This window comes from Streptomyces flavovariabilis (assembly GCF_000725785.1).
Classification (GTDB): domain Bacteria; phylum Actinomycetota; class Actinomycetes; order Streptomycetales; family Streptomycetaceae; genus Streptomyces; species Streptomyces hawaiiensis.
Window position 1 is genome coordinate 142,422 of record NZ_JNXD01000012.1, and the last position, 16,740, is coordinate 159,161.

At 71.5% G+C, this 16,740-nt stretch carries 10 protein-coding genes; 8 read left to right on the top strand and 2 right to left on the bottom strand.

Features of this window, described 5'->3' with window-relative positions; all coding sequences use genetic code 11:
- Nucleotides 1-52: 52 nt before the first annotated feature.
- Nucleotides 53-3,631: a chromosome segregation protein SMC gene (gene smc, locus IO24_RS0122585; RefSeq protein ID WP_031138148.1), complete on the top strand. Its 3,579-nt coding sequence runs from the start codon at nucleotides 53-55 to the stop codon at nucleotides 3,629-3,631.
- Nucleotides 3,632-3,854: 223 nt separating this feature from the next.
- Nucleotides 3,855-5,273, top strand: a complete 1,419-nt coding sequence (locus tag IO24_RS0122590) for a sugar porter family MFS transporter (RefSeq protein WP_031138150.1) — start codon at nucleotides 3,855-3,857, stop codon at nucleotides 5,271-5,273.
- Nucleotides 5,274-5,526: 253 nt separating this feature from the next.
- Here IO24_RS0122590 and IO24_RS0122595 read toward each other — a convergent pair whose 3' ends face one another.
- Nucleotides 5,527-6,498 carry an LLM class flavin-dependent oxidoreductase gene (locus tag IO24_RS0122595; protein ID WP_031138152.1) on the bottom strand — a complete coding sequence of 324 codons (972 nt, stop codon included), beginning with the start codon at nucleotides 6,496-6,498 and terminating at the stop codon, nucleotides 5,527-5,529.
- Nucleotides 6,499-6,649: 151 nt separating this feature from the next.
- On the opposite strand from IO24_RS0122595, the gene ftsY reads away from it, so the two are divergent.
- Nucleotides 6,650-7,849 carry a signal recognition particle-docking protein FtsY gene (gene ftsY / locus IO24_RS0122600; protein WP_031138154.1) on the top strand — a complete coding sequence of 400 codons (1,200 nt, stop codon included), beginning with the start codon at nucleotides 6,650-6,652 and terminating at the stop codon, nucleotides 7,847-7,849.
- 97 nt (nucleotides 7,850-7,946) lie between these two features.
- On the opposite strand, the gene IO24_RS0122605 is transcribed toward ftsY, so the two are convergent.
- Nucleotides 7,947-8,612 (bottom strand): bifunctional DNA primase/polymerase, encoded by a 666-nt coding sequence (locus IO24_RS0122605; protein WP_031138156.1) that lies wholly within the window; start codon nucleotides 8,610-8,612, stop codon nucleotides 7,947-7,949.
- A gap of 445 nt (nucleotides 8,613-9,057) precedes the next feature.
- Between IO24_RS0122605 and nsdA the strand changes: the two genes are divergently transcribed.
- From nsdA to ffh, 5 genes are all read left to right on the top strand, one after another.
- A complete protein-coding gene (gene nsdA, locus IO24_RS0122610) occupies nucleotides 9,058-10,554 on the top strand; it encodes a transcriptional repressor NsdA (RefSeq protein WP_031138158.1) in 1,497 nt (498 codons plus the stop codon).
- A 336-nt stretch (nucleotides 10,555-10,890) separates the two neighbouring features.
- Nucleotides 10,891-12,228 carry an ammonium transporter gene (locus tag IO24_RS0122615; RefSeq protein WP_031138159.1) on the top strand — a complete coding sequence of 446 codons (1,338 nt, stop codon included), beginning with the start codon at nucleotides 10,891-10,893 and terminating at the stop codon, nucleotides 12,226-12,228.
- A complete protein-coding gene (locus tag IO24_RS0122620; RefSeq protein ID WP_031138161.1) occupies nucleotides 12,225-12,563 on the top strand; it encodes a P-II family nitrogen regulator in 339 nt (112 codons plus the stop codon). The genes IO24_RS0122615 and IO24_RS0122620 overlap by 4 nt, the downstream gene beginning before the upstream one ends.
- 29 nt (nucleotides 12,564-12,592) lie before the next feature.
- Nucleotides 12,593-15,043 carry a [protein-PII] uridylyltransferase gene (locus IO24_RS0122625; protein ID WP_031138163.1) on the top strand — a complete coding sequence of 817 codons (2,451 nt, stop codon included), beginning with the start codon at nucleotides 12,593-12,595 and terminating at the stop codon, nucleotides 15,041-15,043.
- A gap of 81 nt (nucleotides 15,044-15,124) precedes the next feature.
- A complete protein-coding gene (ffh, locus tag IO24_RS0122630; protein ID WP_031138165.1) occupies nucleotides 15,125-16,675 on the top strand; it encodes a signal recognition particle protein in 1,551 nt (516 codons plus the stop codon).
- The last annotated feature ends 65 nt before the right edge of the window (nucleotides 16,676-16,740 follow it).

Genomic DNA, 16,740 nt, shown 5'->3' on the forward strand with positions numbered 1-16,740 from the left:
GAAACCGTGGGTTCATGGAGTGAGACCGACCCGGGCGGTAGAGTCCGGCGGCGTGCACCTCAAGGCCCTGACCCTCCGCGGGTTCAAGTCGTTCGCCTCTGCGACCACCCTCCGGTTCGAGCCGGGCATCACGTGCGTCGTCGGACCGAACGGCTCGGGCAAGTCCAACGTCGTCGACGCGCTCAGCTGGGTCATGGGCGAGCAGGGCGCCAAGTCGCTGCGCGGCGGCAAGATGGAGGACGTCATCTTCGCCGGCACCACCGGCCGCCCGCCCCTGGGCCGTGCCGAGGTGTCCCTGACCATCGACAACTCCGACGGGGCCCTGCCCATCGAGTACGCCGAGGTCACCATCACGCGGATCATGTTCCGCAACGGCGGCAGCGAATACCAGATCAACGGCGACACCTGCCGCCTCCTCGACATTCAAGAACTCCTCTCCGACTCCGGCATCGGCCGCGAGATGCACGTGATCGTCGGGCAGGGCCAGCTCGACTCCGTACTGCACGCCGACCCCATGGGCCGCCGGGCCTTCATCGAGGAGGCCGCCGGGGTCCTCAAGCACCGCAGGCGCAAAGAGAAGGCGCTGCGCAAGCTGGACGCCATGCAGGCCAACCTCGCGCGCGTGCAGGACCTCACCGACGAGCTCAGACGGCAGCTCAAGCCCCTCGGCCGCCAGGCCGCCGTCGCCCGCAGGGCCGCCGTCATCCAGGCCGACCTGCGCGACGCCCGCCTGCGCCTGCTTGCCGACGACCTCGTACGGCTCCGGGAGGCCCTCAAGGCCGAGGTCGCCGACGAGGCCGCGCTGAAGGAGCGCAAGGAGTCCGCCGAAGAGGAACTGCGCAGGGCGCTCCAGCGCGAGGCCCTCCTGGAGGACGAGGTACGGCAGCTCACGCCGCGCCTCCAGCGCGCCCAGCAGACCTGGTACGAGCTCTCCCAGCTCGCCGAGCGCGTGCGGGGCACCATCTCGCTGGCCGACGCCCGCGTGAAGAGCGCCACCTCCGCGCCCCCCGAGGAGCGGCGCGGCCGCGACCCCGAGGACATGGAGCGCGAGGCCGCCCGCATCCGTGAGCAGGAGGCCGAACTGGAGGCGGCCCTGGAGGCGGCGGAGCGCGCCCTGGAGGACACGGTCGCCCACCGCGCCGAACTGGAACGCGCGCTCACCCAGGAGGAACGGCGCCTGAAGGACGCCGCCCGGGCCATCGCCGACCGGCGCGAGGGCCTGGCCCGGCTCAGCGGCCAGGTCAACGCGGCCCGCTCCCGCGCGGCCTCCGCCCAGGCCGAGATCGAGCGCCTGGCGGTGGCCCGCGACGAGGCGCAGGAACGTGCCGTCGCCGCCCAGGAGGAGTACGAGGCCCTCAAGGCCGAGGTCGACGGCCTCGACGCCGGCGACGCGGAACTCGCCGAGCAGCACGAGGCGGCGAAGCAGCAGCTGGCCGAGGCCGAGGCCGCCCTCACCGCGGCGCGTGAGGAGGCCACGGCGGCGGAACGCAAGCGCGCCGCCACCCAGGCCCGCCACGAGGCACTCGCCCTCGGACTGCGCCGCAAGGACGGCACCGGGATACTGCTCGCGGCGAAGGACCGCCTCTCCGGGCTCCTGGGTCCGGCGGCCGAACTCCTCACGGTGACTCCGGGCTACGAAGTCGCGCTGGCAGCGGCCTTCGGGGCGGCGGCGGACGCCATCGCCGTGACGAGTCCGGCCTCAGCGGCCGACGCGATCAGACTCCTCCGCAAACAGGACGGAGGCCGGGCGACTCTGCTCCTGGCAGGGGATCCTCGCCCCGGGGGCGAGGAGAACCGCGCGACCAGCCCCGACGAGCCCGCAGACGCTCGACACACCTTCGCCGCCGACCTGATCCGCGGCCCCTCCGACCTCATGCCCGCCGTACGCCGTCTCCTGCAGGGAATCGTCGTCGTCAGCACCCTGGAAGACGCCGAGGACCTCGTCTACTCCCATCCCGGCCTCACCGCGGTCACCGCTGAGGGCGATCTGCTGGGCGCCCACTTCGCCCACGGCGGCTCCGCCGGCGCCCCCAGCCTCCTCGAAGTACAGGCCTCCGTCGACGAGGCGGCAGCCGAGCTGGAAGAGCTCGCCGTCCGCTGCGAGGAGCTCACGGAGACCCAGCACGCGGCTGTCGAGCGCCGAAAGGAGGGCGCCGCCCTGGTCGAGGAGCTGGGGGAGCGGCGCCGGGCCGCCGACCGGGAGAAGTCCGCCGTCGCCCAGCAGCTCGGCCGGCTCGCCGGACAGGCGCGCGGCGCGGCGGGGGAGGCGGAGCGGTCCACCGCCGCCGCGGCCCGGGCGCAGGAGGCCCTCGACAAGGCGCTCGAAGAGGTCGAGGAACTCGCCGAGCGGCTCGTCGTCGCCGAGGAGATGCCGATCGAGGAGGAGCCCGACACCTCTGCCCGGGACCGGCTCGCGGCCGACGGCGCCAATGCGCGCCAGACCGAGATGGAGGCCCGCCTCCAGGTCCGTACGCACGAGGAGCGGGTCAAGGGCCTGGCCGGACGGGCCGACTCGCTGGACCGGGCCGCTCGTGCGGAGCGCGAGGCACGCGCGCGTGCCGAGCAGCGGCGGGCCCGGCTGCGGCACGAGGCGGCCGTCGCCGAGGCCGTCGGCTCGGGCGCCCGGCAGCTGCTCGCTCATGTCGAGGTCTCCCTGGCCCGGGCCGACGAGGAGCGCACCGCCGCCGAGGCCGCCAAGGCCCGCCGGGAGCAGGAACTCGTCCGCGCCCGCACCGAGGGGCGCGATCTCAAGGCCGAGCTCGACAAGTTGACGGATTCGGTTCACCGTGGCGAGGTACTCGGCGCCGAGAAGCGGCTGCGCATCGAGCAGTTGGAGACCAAGGCGCTGGAGGAGCTGGGTGTCGAACCGGCGGGGCTGGTGGCGGAGTACGGTCCGCATCAGCTCGTGCCGCCCTCGCCCCCCGCCGAGGGCGAGGAGCTGCCGGAGGATCCGGAGCATCCGCGCAACCGGCCGCGGCCGTTCGTCCGGGCCGAGCAGGAGAAGCGCCTGAAGTCGGCCGAGCGTGCCTACCAGCAGCTCGGCAAGGTGAACCCGCTGGCCCTGGAGGAGTTCGCGGCGCTGGAGGAGCGCCATCAGTTCCTCAGCGAGCAGCTCGAGGACCTGAAGAAGACGCGGGCGGACCTCCTGCAGGTGGTGAAGGAGGTCGACGAGCGCGTCGAGCAGGTCTTCACCGAGGCCTACCGCGATACGGCCCGGGAGTTCGAGGGTGTCTTCAGCCGGCTGTTCCCCGGTGGTGAGGGGCGGCTGGTGCTGACCGACCCCGACAACATGCTCACCACGGGCGTGGACGTCGAGGCGCGTCCGCCGGGCAAGAAGGTCAAGCGGCTGTCGCTGCTCTCGGGCGGGGAGCGGTCGCTGACCGCGGTGGCGATGCTCGTGTCGATCTTCAAGGCGCGGCCCAGCCCGTTCTACGTCATGGACGAGGTCGAGGCCGCCCTCGACGACACCAACCTCCAGCGGCTCATCCGGATCATGCAGGAGCTCCAGGAAGCCTCCCAGCTGATCGTGATCACCCACCAGAAGCGCACGATGGAGGTCGCCGACGCGCTCTACGGCGTCTCCATGCAGGGCGACGGTGTGTCGAAGGTCATCAGCCAGCGCCTCCGCTAGATGCGTGGGACGTACACCGTTCCCACCTGCGACTCCTCTATGACTTCAATTCTTGAACACATAGCTGACACACTCCGGCTCAGATTGCCAGCAGCCGACCTATTGACTTCGAAACTTGAAGGAATAGTCTCGGCAACGTTCCTTTTACCTTCAGGTACCTTCAGGTGGCACCTCGAAGGGCTGATCCCCTCCGGCAGCGTTGCCGGTGGCCCGAGGAGTACACGTGACCAGCACAGCGCAGGCACCCAAGTCAGGAGCCAGGACGGCTCACCCCGATCATCTCGGGCACGTCATCTTCATCGCGGCGGCGGCCGCGATGGGCGGTTTCCTCTTCGGCTACGACAGCTCCGTGATCAACGGCGCCGTCGAAGCCATCCGCGGCCGCTACGACGTCGGCTCCGCAGCCCTGGCCCAGGTCATCGCCATCGCTCTCATCGGCTGCGCCGTCGGCGCCGCCACCGCCGGCCGGATAGCCGACCGGATCGGCCGCATCCGGTGCATGCAGATCGCCGCCGTCCTCTTCACGATCAGCGCCGTCGGCTCCGCGCTGCCCTTCGCGCTGTGGGACCTCGCCTTCTGGCGCGTCGTCGGCGGCTTCGCCATCGGCATGGCCTCCGTGATCGGCCCGGCCTACATCGCCGAGGTCGCCCCGCCCGCCTACCGCGGCCGGCTCGGCTCCTTCCAGCAGGCCGCGATCGTCATCGGCATCGCCGTCTCGCAGCTGGTCAACTGGGGTCTGCTGAACGCCGCCGACGGTGACCAGCGCGGCAAGCTGATGGGCCTGGAAGCCTGGCAGGTCATGCTCGGCGTCATGGTCGTCCCGGCGATCCTCTACGGGCTGCTCTCCTTCGCCATCCCCGAGTCCCCGCGCTTCCTCATCTCCGTCGGCAAGCACGAGCGCGCCCGCGAGATCCTCATCGAGGTCGAGGGCAAGGACGTGGACCTCGACGCCCGTGTCGCCGAGATCGAGGGCGCCATGAAGAGCGAGCACCGGTCGAGCTTCAAGGACCTGCTCGGCGGCAGCTTCTTCTTCAAGCCGATCGTCTGGATCGGCATCGGCCTGTCGGTCTTCCAGCAGTTCGTCGGCATCAACGTCGCGTTCTACTACTCCTCGACGCTGTGGCAGTCGGTCGGCGTCGACCCGACGGACTCGTTCTTCTACTCCTTCACCACGTCGATCATCAACATCCTCGGCACCGTCATCGCGATGATCTTCGTCGACCGCATCGGACGCAGGCCCCTCGCGATCATCGGTTCGGTCGGCATGGTCGTCGGCCTGGCGCTGGAGGCCTGGGCCTTCTCGTACCACCTGGTCGACGGCAAGCTGCCGGCCGCGCAGGGCTGGATCGCCCTGATCGCCGCGCACATCTTCGTCCTCTTCTTCGCCCTGTCCTGGGGTGTGGTCGTCTGGGTCATGCTCGGCGAGATGTTCCCGAACCGGATCCGTGCCGCCGCGCTGGGCGTGGCCGCCGCCGCGCAGTGGATCGCCAACTGGGCCATCACCGCGAGCTTCCCGTCGCTGGCCGAGTGGAACCTCTCCCTGACCTACGTGATCTACACGGCGTTCGCCGCGCTCTCGATCCCGTTCGTCCTGAAGTTCGTCAAGGAGACGAAGGGCAAGGCCCTGGAGGAGATGGGCTAGGCCCATCCCACGCACTCGGGGAGAAGGGCCAAAGTCCCCGCTGCCCCTCTCCCCGTAATCCGCCACCGCCCCGGTTCGGCCACTGCCCGAGCCGGGGCGGTGGTCTGTCGTTCACCGCATCAGGACGCCGGCCCTGTCCCCCGGCCCGGTGGCGGAGATCGGTATCGAGGTTCGCCCGCAGCGGTGCCACCTCCCGCGGGAAACCGGGCACCTCATCCGCCTCGGCGAAAAGTGCCTGCGGACAGCGGGAGCGTCAGGCCGCCAGCCGCGGCAGCACCCGCTCGCAGAACAGCTGCAGACTCCGCCACCCCTCCTCCAGCGGCATCCCGCCCGCCAGCGGATGCAGGACATAGGAGTCCAGCCCCAGCGCCACGCACGCGTCCGGGGTGAGGATCCGGTACACGCCTTCCGCGCGCAGCTCCTCGACCGTCGTCGCGGCCGACTTCACCGCCGAGCGCACTCCGCCCGACTGCCAGGAGGCGTACGTCCGCGCCTCGTGCAGGAAGTGCCGGCCGTACCGCGCCCAGGCCCGGTCCGGGTCCTCGGCCACGTGCAGCAGGGGTGTCTCGGCGGCGGGCATCATGACCCAGCCCTCGGTGCCGTACTCGACCAGCAGCTCCTTGTAGTACGCCTCCAGCTCCGGCAGATGCGCGCTGGGGAAGAAGGGCAGGCCGAGCCGGGCGGCGCGGCGGGCGGCTGCCCTGGAGGAGCCGCCGACCAGGAGCAGCGGGTGCGGTTCGGTGAAGGGACGCGGGGTGATACGGACCGTGCGGCCCCGGTAGGAGAAGGGCTCGCCGCTCCACGCCTTGAGCAGGGTCTCCAGCAGCTCGTCCTGGAGCGTGCCGCGCCGGGCGAAGTCCACGCCGAACAGGTCGTACTCCTCCGGCCGGTAGCCGATCCCGGCGACCGTCACGAGCCGGCCGTTGCTCAGCAGGTCCAGCACGGCGATCTCCTCGGCCAGCCGCAGCGGGTCGTGCAGGGGGCCGATGATCGCCGAGACGGTGACCGCGACACGCCGGGTGGCCCCGAAGACGGCCCCCGCGAAGGCGAACGGGGACGGCAGCCAGTTGTTTCCGGCCCCGTGGTGCTCCTCCGTCTGCACGGTGCTAACGCCCCGGTCGTCGGCGTACGCGGCCATCTCCAGGGCCGTCCGGTACCGGGCACCGAGCTCGGCGGGGCCGGCCCCGGGAGCGACGAGGTTGAAGCGTGCGACCGTGACGGGCATGGGGGCGTCTCCCTCCACCGGGCGGGTGTCCGGGGGACGTTAGCTGACGATGCGTCAGACATCCAGGGGTGTGGGGATCCGGCGGCCCGCGGCCTTCCGGGGCGGTGCGAGCAGGGTGACCCGGGGCCCCATGACTGATACTGGACGCGTTATGGACATCGTCATCCTTGCTGTAGTCATCGCCGTAGTCGTGCTCGGCGCGCTCGGCGGGCTCATCGTCGGCAGCCGGCGCAAGAAGCAGCTGCCCCCGCCCCCGCCCGCAGCGCCCGACATCACCGCCCCACCGGCCGAGCCGCACGTCGGCGACGAGGCCGAGACGCCGCGGGAGGAACCGCGGCGCACGATAGAGGAGGTGGATCTCCCGGACGGCTCGGCTCCGGTCGTAGTCGAGGAGCCGCCCGCCGAAGCCCCCGAGATCGAGGTCCCGGAACCCACCGCCGGCCGTCTGGTCCGGCTGCGGAGCCGGCTCTCCCGCTCGCAGAACGCCCTCGGCAAGGGACTGCTCACCCTGCTGTCCCGCGAGCACCTCGACGAGGACACCTGGGAGGAGATCGAGGACACGCTGCTCACCGCCGACGTCGGTGTGCTGCCCACCCAGGAGCTCGTCGAGCGCCTGCGCGAGCGCGTGAGGGTGCTCGGCACCCGCACCCCCGAAGAGCTGCGCACCCTGCTCCGCGACGAGCTGGTCACGCTGGTCGGCCGCGACATGGACCGCGCGGTCAAGACCGAGCCGGAGGACCGCAAGCCCGGCATCGTGATGGTCGTCGGCGTCAACGGCACCGGCAAGACCACCACCACCGGCAAGCTCGCCCGCGTCCTGGTGGCCGACGGCCAGAGCGTGGTCCTCGGCGCAGCCGACACCTTCCGGGCCGCCGCCGCCGACCAGCTCCAGACGTGGGGCGAGCGCGTCGGCGCCCACACCGTGCGCGGACCCGAGGGCGGCGACCCGGCCTCCGTGGCCTTCGACGCGGTCAAGGAGGGCAAGGAGATGGGCGCGAACGTCGTGCTCATCGACACCGCCGGCCGCCTGCACACCAAGACCGGCCTCATGGACGAGCTCGGCAAGGTCAAGCGGGTCGTGGAGAAGCAGGCCCCGGTCGACGAGGTGCTGCTCGTCCTGGACGCCACGACCGGCCAGAACGGCCTGGTCCAGGCACGGGTCTTCTCCGAGGTCGTCAACATCACCGGCATCGTGCTGACCAAGCTCGACGGCACGGCCAAGGGCGGCATCGTCGTCGCGGTCCAGCGCGAGCTGGGCGTCCCGGTCAAGCTCATCGGGCTCGGCGAGGGCGCGGACGACCTGGCGCCGTTCGAGCCGGAGGCGTTCGTTGACGCCCTTATCGGGGAGTGACCTCCCCGCAGCCGTACCGCGCGATCCGTGCGTCGCAGAAGCGCCCGCCCCGATGCAGTCGGGGACGGGCGCTTCGCTGTGTACGTCCGTGGCGCGGTCAGGCCCGCGAGCGGTGGGCCACATAGGCCAGTGTGCCCAGCACCAGGCGGGCCTCCGGCGGCCGGGACGCCGAGTCCAGGGCGGGGGAGCGCAGCCAGCGGACCGGGCCGAGGCCGCCGCGGTCGGAGGGCGGCGCCGTGATGTGCGCGCCCGGGCCGAGGCCGCGCAGGTCGAGGGAGTCCGGGTCGTCCCAGCCCATGCGGTAGAGCAGGCCGGGCAGGTCGGCGGCGGCGCCGGGGGCGACGAAGAAGTGGGCGCGGCCGTCCGGGGTCGCCGCGACCGGGCCGACGGGCAGGCCCATGCGCTCCAGCCGGGCCAGTGCGCGGCAGCCGGCGGGCTCGGCCACCTCGATGACGTCGAACGCCCGGCCGACCGGCAGCATCACCGAGGCGCCGGGGAACTCGCCCCACGCCTCCGTCACGTCGTCCAGCGTCGCGCCGCCGGGGAGTACCGGCGCGAAGTCCAGCGGGTGTGCTCCCGGCGCCGGGCAGTCGCCGCGGCCGCAGGAGCAGGCGCCCGCCGAGGCCCGGGCGCCCGGGACCACGTCCCAGCCCCACAGCCCGGTGTACTCGGCCACGGCCGTGCCGTCCGACGTGCGGCCGCGGCGGCGTGAACCGGACCGGATGTCGCGCATGCCCCGGCTGATGCCGATCGTGAAGCCCATGCCCCCTCCAACGGGTTCGACACACCGGTGGTTACGCTGCGGACGCGGTGCGTGACTCTCTGTTTCCGCCTTCCCGATGGCGGTGCGTTCACTCAGCGTCCGGAAGTGCCCAGGGTGGTGTGCCCGACGATGCGCGCCCCCGAGTGCATCGCTGCACCCGCTTCTGGTTGTGTCGTGTCAAGTGAATCGCGCGTAGCCGTACGTGAGTTCATTCGAAGGGGTGGCGAATGGTGGCGTTTCCGTGTGAGCCGTGGCTGGACGGGTGATCGTAGGATTACTTTGTGTGCACGAGTCCTGGGGGCACATGCACTCGTGGGTATGCCGGAGGCAAGTCGTCATTCCGTTCGAAGGGTGACAAGGGCCGGACGGACGGCCGTACGGACCGGCATGCTGATAGGGCTTGGCGCACTCGGCGACAAGTGGTCTCAGGGATGGGGGCGTTCCAGTGAGCGGCAACGGCGGAAGCGGAACGAACGCTGCGAGCGCGACGCACGCTGACAAGCGCCCGAACGAGCTGCTCACCTCCTGGTTCGTGCGCAGCGGCTGGTCCAAGGGCGAGCTGGCCCGCCAGGTCAACCGCAGGGCACGGCAGTTGGGTGCCAACCACATCTCCACGGACACCTCCCGCGTCCGCCGCTGGCTCGACGGCGAGAACCCGCGCGAGCCGATCCCCAGGATCCTGTCCGAGCTGTTCTCGGAGCGCTTCGGCGTCGTCGTCTCCGTCGAGGACCTGGGGCTGCGCACCGCGCGCCAGTCACCCTCCGCGACCGGCGTCGACCTTCCCTGGACGGGCCCGCAGACCGTGGCCCTGCTCAGCGAGTTCTCGCGCAGCGACCTGATGCTGGCGCGGCGCGGCTTCCTCGGGAGCTCGCTGGTCCTGTCTGCGGGCCCGGCCCTCATCGAGCCCATGCAGCGCTGGCTCGTCCCCTCACCCCCGGCCCCGCGCTCCGAGCCCGAGCCCGCCGGCGGATCCGGGCGCGCCCGCGGCCGGCTCTCCAGGCCCGAGCTGGACCTCCTGGAGTCCACGACGGTGATGTTCCGGCAGTGGGACGCCCAGTGCGGCGGCGGTCTGCGCCGCAAGGCGGTCGTCGGCCAGCTGCACGAGGTGACCGACCTGCTCCAGGAGCCCCAGCCGGAAAGCACCACCCGGCGGCTGTTCAAGGTCGCCGCCGAACTCGCCGAGCTGGCCGGCTGGATGTCGTACGACATCGGACTCCAGCCGACCGCGCAGAAGTACTTCGTCCTCGCGCTGCACGCCGCCAAGGAGGCCGGTGACCGGCCCCTCGGTTCGTACGTGCTGTCCAGCATGAGCCGCCAGATGATCCACCTCGGACGGCCCGACGACGCGCTGGAGCTGATCCACCTCGCGCAGTACGGCAGCCGGGACTGCGCGAGCCCGCGCACCCAGTCGATGCTGTATGCGATGGAGGCCCGCGCCTACGCGAACATGGGGCAGCCCGGCAAGTGCAAGCGCGCGGTCCGGATGGCCGAGGACACCTTCTCCGAGGCCGACGAGTGGGACGAGCCGGACCCCGACTGGATCCGCTTCTTCTCGGAGGCCGAGCTGTACGGGGAGAACTCGCACTCCTACCGCGACCTGGCCTACGTCGCCGGCCGCAGCCCCGCGTACGCCTCGCTGGCCGAGCCCCTGATGAACCGGGCGGTGGAGCTCTTCGCCGAGGACGGCGAGCACCAGCGGTCGTACGCGCTGAACCTGATCGGCATGGCCACGGTGCACCTCCTCCAGCGCGAGCCCGAGCAGAGCACGGTCTTCGCCACCGAGGCCATGCAGGTCGCCAAGAAGGTCCGTTCCGAGCGCGTCAACACCCGTATCCGAAAGACCGTGGACACCGCAGCCCGCGACTTCGGCGACCTGGGCGAGGTCGTCGACCTCACCGAGCGGCTCGCCGCCGAACTGCCCGAGACCGCCGAGGCGGTCTGAGAAGCCGCACCACCCCGGAACCCCGGCCGCGGCCGGCCCTCCTGAACTGCCCGACTCGGCTCCCCCATGCCAGGTCATCGGAAGGCCGACCGCGGCCGGTCTGTGTTCCCCCGGCTGCCTGAAACCGAAGGTTGCGCCACGATAACGATCGACGCGACCGCAATCCGGCAGTTCATCGAGGCGTAACACAGCAGGCGCCTTCGTCACGGCCGCGAAACAACGAGGGGCTTCCACCGAAACCGCGCTGCGCCAATCTCGTGGCGCATAACCGGCCCACCCCTCATTCCGCTCGAGGCTTCGCCCGCACGGGGCCGTACCAATGACGAGGAGACGCCGATGGCACCAGCCATCACCCTTGCCGCAGAAGCTCCCAAGCTGTCTGCCGCGAACACAGGGTTCATGCTCATCTGTTCCGCCCTGGTGATGCTCATGACACCGGGTCTGGCCTTCTTCTACGGAGGCATGGTCCGCGTCAAGAGCACCCTGAACATGCTGATGATGAGCTTCATCAGCCTCGGGATCGTCACCATCCTGTGGGTGCTGTACGGCTTCTCCATGGCGTTCGGCACCGACTCCGGCAGCCTCATCGGCTGGAACTCCGACTGGGTCGGCCTCGGCAACATCGGCCTGACGGAGCTGTGGCCCGGCTACACCATCCCGGTGTTCGTGTTCCTGGTCTTCCAGCTGATGTTCGCGATCATCACACCCGCCCTGATCAGCGGCGCCCTCGCGGACCGCGTGAAGTTCAGCGCCTGGGCGCTGTTCATCGCCCTGTGGGCCACGGTCGTCTACTTCCCGGTCGCGCACTGGGTCTGGGGCACCGGCGGCTGGGCCTTCGAGCTGGGCGTCATCGACTTCGCCGGTGGTACGGCGGTGCACATCAACGCCGGTGCCGCGGCGCTCGGCGTGATCCTCGTCATCGGCAAGCGCGTCGGCTTCAAGAAGGACCCGATGCGCCCGCACAGCCTGCCGCTGGTCATGCTCGGCGCCGGTCTGCTGTGGTTCGGCTGGTTCGGCTTCAACGCCGGCTCCTGGCTCGGCAACGACGACGGCGTCGGCGCGCTGATGTTCGTCAACACCCAGGTCGCCACCGCCGCCGCCATGCTGGCCTGGCTCATCTACGAGAAGATCCGCCACGGCGCGTTCACCACGCTGGGCGCCGCCTCCGGCGCGGTCGCGGGCCTCGTCGCCATCACCCCCGCCGGCGGCGCGGTCACCCCGCTCGGCGCGATCGCCGTCGGCGCCATCGCCGGTGTGCTGTGCGCCATGGCCGTCGGCCTGAAGTACAAGTTCGGCTACGACGACTCCCTGGACGTCGTCGGCGTCCACCTGGTCGGCGGTGTCGTCGGTTCCCTGCTGATCGGCTTCTTCGCCAGCGGCAAGGGCCAGTCCACGGTCGAGGGCCTCTTCTACGGCGGCGGCCTGACCCAGTTCTGGAAGCAGTGCGCCGGTGTCTTCGCGGTGCTCGCCTACTCCCTGATCGTCTCCGCGATCCTCGCCTTCATCCTCGACAAGACCATGGGCATGCGGGTCCCCGAGGACGACGAGGTCGCCGGCATCGACCAGGCCGAGCACGCCGAGACCGCATACGACTTCAGCGGCGCCGGTGGCGGTGCCGCCAAGACGGCCGTGGCCCCGGTCGCCGCAGCCGCGAGCAAGAAGGTGGACGCATGAAGCTCATCACCGCCGTCGTGAAGCCGCACCGGCTCGACGAGATCAAGGAGGCCCTGCAGGCCTTCGGAGTACACGGACTGACGGTCACCGAGGCCAGCGGCTACGGTCGTCAGAGGGGCCACACCGAGGTCTACCGCGGTGCCGAGTACACCGTCGACCTGGTGCCCAAGATCCGCATCGAGGTCCTGGTCGAGGACGACGACGCCGATCAGCTGATCGACGTGGTGGTCAAGGCGGCCCGCACCGGCAAGATCGGCGACGGCAAGGTCTGGTCCATCCCGGTCGAGACGGCCGTACGGGTCAGGACCGGCGAGCGCGGACCCGACGCGCTCTGACGCAGGACGACGGAATCAGGAGCCACTGGGTGACGGGTACGGACGTGCAGAAAGAAGCAGAGGACTCGGGACCCAGCGGCTACGCGGCGGCCCGGCTGCGCCTCCTCACCGAGGAGGCGCGGTCCGGGCCGCCGCGCCGTGCGGCCCTGGCCGACCTCACGGACGACTGGCTGACCGGCCTGTTCGCCGCGGGCGCGGAGGGGCTGCGCGGGGTCTCACTGGTCGCCGTCGGCGGCTACGGACGGGGTGAGCTGTCCCCCCGCAGCGACCTCGACCTGCTCCTGCTGCACGACGGCGGCGACACCAAGGCGGTCGCCGCCCTCGCCGACCGGCTCTGGTACCCCGTCTGGGACCTCGGCCTGGACCTCGACCACTCCGTCCGCACTCCCGCCGAGGCCCGCAAGACCGCCGGCGAGGACCTCAAGGTGCAGCTCGGCCTGCTGGACGCCCGGCACCTTGCCGGGGACCTCGGCCTGACCGCCGCACTGCGCACGTCCGTCCTGGCCGACTGGCGCAACCAGGCACCCAAACGCCTTCCCGAGCTCCAGGAGCTGTGCGCCGAGCGCGCCGAGCGCCAAGGCGAGTTGCAGTACCTGCTGGAGCCCGACCTGAAGGAGGCCCGCGGCGGGCTGCGGGACGCCACCGCTCTGCGCGCCGTCGCCGCCTCCTGGCTCGCCGACGCCCCGCGCGAGGGCCTCGCCGACGCCCGGCGCCGGCTCCTCGACGTCCGGGACGCCCTGCACCTGGCCACCGGGCGCGCCACCGACCGGCTCGCCCTCCAGGAGCAGGACCAGGTGGCCGCCGAGCTCGGCCTGCTCGACGCGGACACGCTGCTGCGGCAGGTGTACGAGGCGGCCCGGGTCGTCTCGTACGCCAGTGACGTCACCTGGCGCGAGGTGGGGCGCGTGCTGCGGTCGCGCGCCGTGCGGCCCCGGCTGCGCGCCATGCTGGGCGGCGGCGGGAAGCCCGCCACCGAGCGGTCTCCGCTGGCCGAGGGCGTGGTGGAGCAGGACGGCGAGGTGGTGCTCGCCCGCGCCGCGCGCCCCGAGCGTGACCCCGTGCTGCCGCTGCGCGCAGCGGCCGCCGCCGCGCAGGCCGGACTCCCGCTCTCCCTGCACGCCGTACGGCGCCTGGCCGCCACCGTGCGCCCTGTGCCCACCCCCTGGCCCGCCGAGGCACGCGAACAGCTCGTCACCCTGCTCGGCTCCGGCCGCCCCACCATCGAGGTCTGGGAGGCGCTGGAGGCCGAGGGGCTGATCACCCGGCTGCTGCCCGACTGGGAGCGGGTCCGCTGCCGCCCGCAGCGCAACGCCGTGCACCTGTGGACCGTCGACCGGCACCTCATCGAGACCGCCGTACAGGCTTCCGAGTTCACGCGCCGGGTCAGCCGCCCCGACCTGCTGCTGGTGGCCGCGCTGCTGCACGACATCGGCAAGGGCTGGCCAGGGGACCACTCGGTCGCCGGCGAGATCATCGCCAAGGACGTGGCCGCCCGCATCGGCTTCGACCGCCACGACGTGACCGTCATCGCCACCCTCGTACGGCACCACCTGCTGCTCATCGACACGGCCACCCGGCGTGACCTGGAGGACCCGGCCACCGTGCGCTCCGTCGCCGAGGCCGTCGGCTCCCAGGGCACCCTGGAGCTGCTGCACGCGCTCACCGAGGCCGACGCCCTCGCGACCGGCCCGGCCGCCTGGTCGTCCTGGCGCGGTTCGCTCGTCGCCGACCTGGTCAAGCGGGTCGCGGCGGTGCTCGCCGGGGACGACCCGGACGACCCCGAGGAGGCCGCGCCGACCGCCGAGCAGGAGCGGCTCGCCCTGGAGGCGGCAGCGACGGGCAGCCCGGTGCTCGCCCTGCGGGCCCAGACCGAGCCGCCCGCCGGGCAGGAGCCGTCCGGCGACCCCGAGCCGCTCGGCGTGGAGCTGCTCATCGCCGTCCCCGACCAGCCCGGGGTGCTGCCCGCGGTGGCCGGTGTCCTCGCCATGCACCGGCTGACCGTGCGCACCGCCGAGCTGCGTTCCCTGCACCTCCCGGACGGTGTCGACGGCTCCGTCCTGCTGCTGGACTGGCGGGTCGCCGCCGAGTACGGCTCGCTGCCGCAGGCCGCCCGCCTGCGCTCGGACCTCGTCCGTGCCCTGGACGGCTCCCTGGACATCGCCGGCCGCCTCGCCGAACGGGACGCGGCCTATCCGCGCCGCCGGGGCGTGGTCGCCCCCGCGGCCCGGGTGTCGGTCCACCCGGCCGCCTCCCGGCTGGCCACGGTCATCGAGGTCCGCTCCCAGGACGCGCCCGGCCTGCTGTTCCGCATCGGCCGCGCCCTGGAGGACGCGAGCGTGCGGGTGCGCAGCGCGCATGTCTCGACGCTCGGCGCCAACGCCGTCGACGCCTTCTACGTGACCGGCCAGGAAGGCGCGCCCCTGCCCGGGGACGAGGCGGCGGCGGTGGCCCGGAAGCTGGAGGAGACACTGCGGGGGTGAGGCCGACCCGGCGACTTGTCACGCCGGGATACCCTGGAGGGCGATTCCCTGTAGCCACCAACCCTGAGGACCGCGAGCGCCGTGTTCGATACTCTTTCCGATCGCCTCTCAGCGACCTTCAAGAACCTGCGCGGCAAGGGACGGCTCTCCGAGGCGGACATCGACGCCACGGCGCGCGAGATCAGGATCGCGCTCCTCGAGGCGGACGTGGCGCTTCCCGTCGTCCGGACGTTCATCAAGAACGTCAAGGAGCGTGCTCTCGGTGCCGAGGTCAGCAAGGCGCTGAACCCCGCCCAGCAGGTCCTCAAGATCGTCAACGAGGAACTGGTCACCATCCTCGGCGGCGAGACCCGGCGTCTGCGCTTCGCCAAGCAGCCCCCCACCGTGATCATGCTGGCGGGTCTGCAGGGTGCCGGTAAGACCACCCTCGCGGGCAAGCTCGGCCGCTGGCTCAAGGAGCAGGGCCACTCGCCGCTGCTGGTCGCCTGTGACCTCCAGCGCCCCAACGCCGTGAACCAGCTCAGCGTGGTCGCCGAGCGCGCCGGTGTCGCGGTCTACGCCCCCGAGCCGGGCAACGGCGTCGGTGACCCGGTCAAGGTCGCCAAGGACTCCATCGAGCACGCCAAGTCCAAGGTCCACGACATCGTGATCGTGGACACCGCCGGCCGCCTCGGCATCGACCAGGAGATGATGCAGCAGGCCGCGGACATCCGCGACGCCGTCTCCCCGGACGAGATCCTGTTCGTCGTCGACGCGATGATCGGCCAGGACGCCGTCAACACCGCCGAGGCCTTCCGTGACGGCGTGGGCTTCGACGGCGTGGTGCTCTCCAAGCTCGACGGCGACGCCCGCGGTGGTGCCGCCCTGTCGATCCGGCAGATCACCGGCAAGCCGATCATGTTCGCGTCGAACGGCGAGAAGCTCGACGACTTCGACGCGTTCCACCCTGACCGGATGGCTTCCCGCATCCTCGACATGGGTGACCTGCTCACCCTGATCGAGCAGGCGGAGAAGACGTTCAGCCAGGAAGAGGCCGAGAAGATGGCCTCCAAGCTGGCGTCCAAGAAGGGCCAGGACTTCACCCTGGACGACTTCCTGGCCCAGATGGAGCAGGTCCGCAAGATGGGCTCCATCTCCAAGCTGCTCGGCATGCTGCCGGGCATGGGCCAGATGAAGGACCAGATCAACAACCTGGACGAGCGGGACGTCGACCGTACGGCCGCCATCATCAAGTCGATGACCCCGGCCGAGCGCCAGGAGCCGACGATCATCAACGGCTCGCGCCGTGCCCGCATCGCCAAAGGCTCCGGTGTCGACGTCAGCGCGGTCAAGAACCTGGTCGAGCGGTTCTTCGAGGCCCGCAAGATGATGTCCCGCATGGCCCAGGGCGGCGGCATGCCCGGGATGCCGGGGATGCCCGGTATGGGTGGCGGCCCCGGCCGGACGAAGAAGAAGCAGAAGCAGGCCAAGGGCAAGCAGCGCTCCGGCAACCCGATGAAGCGCAAGCAGCAGGAGCAGGAGGAGGCCGCCCGCCGGGCCGCCGCGGCCGAGGGCGGCGGCGCCTTCGGGCTGCCGCAGCAGGGCGGCAAGGACTTCGAACTCCCCGACGAGTTCAAGAAGTTCATGGGCTGACGGCCCCGGCCGGAACCGCAGTGAGGGGCGCCCCCTTTCTCAAGGGGGCGCCCCTCACCGGTTTT

Excerpts from the sequence above, each read along its gene's own strand:
- IO24_RS0122615 (WP_031138159.1), top strand. The coding sequence starts at position 10,891 with ATGGCACCAGCCATCACCCTTGCCGCAGAAGCTCCCAAGCTGTCTGCC.
- IO24_RS0122595 (WP_031138152.1), bottom strand. The coding sequence starts at position 6,498 with ATGCCCGTCACGGTCGCACGCTTCAACCTCGTCGCTCCCGGGGCCGGC.
- IO24_RS0122605 (WP_031138156.1), bottom strand. The coding sequence starts at position 8,612 with ATGGGCTTCACGATCGGCATCAGCCGGGGCATGCGCGACATCCGGTCC.
- ftsY (WP_031138154.1), top strand. The coding sequence starts at position 6,650 with ATGGACATCGTCATCCTTGCTGTAGTCATCGCCGTAGTCGTGCTCGGC.
- IO24_RS0122620 (WP_031138161.1), top strand. The coding sequence starts at position 12,225 with ATGAAGCTCATCACCGCCGTCGTGAAGCCGCACCGGCTCGACGAGATC.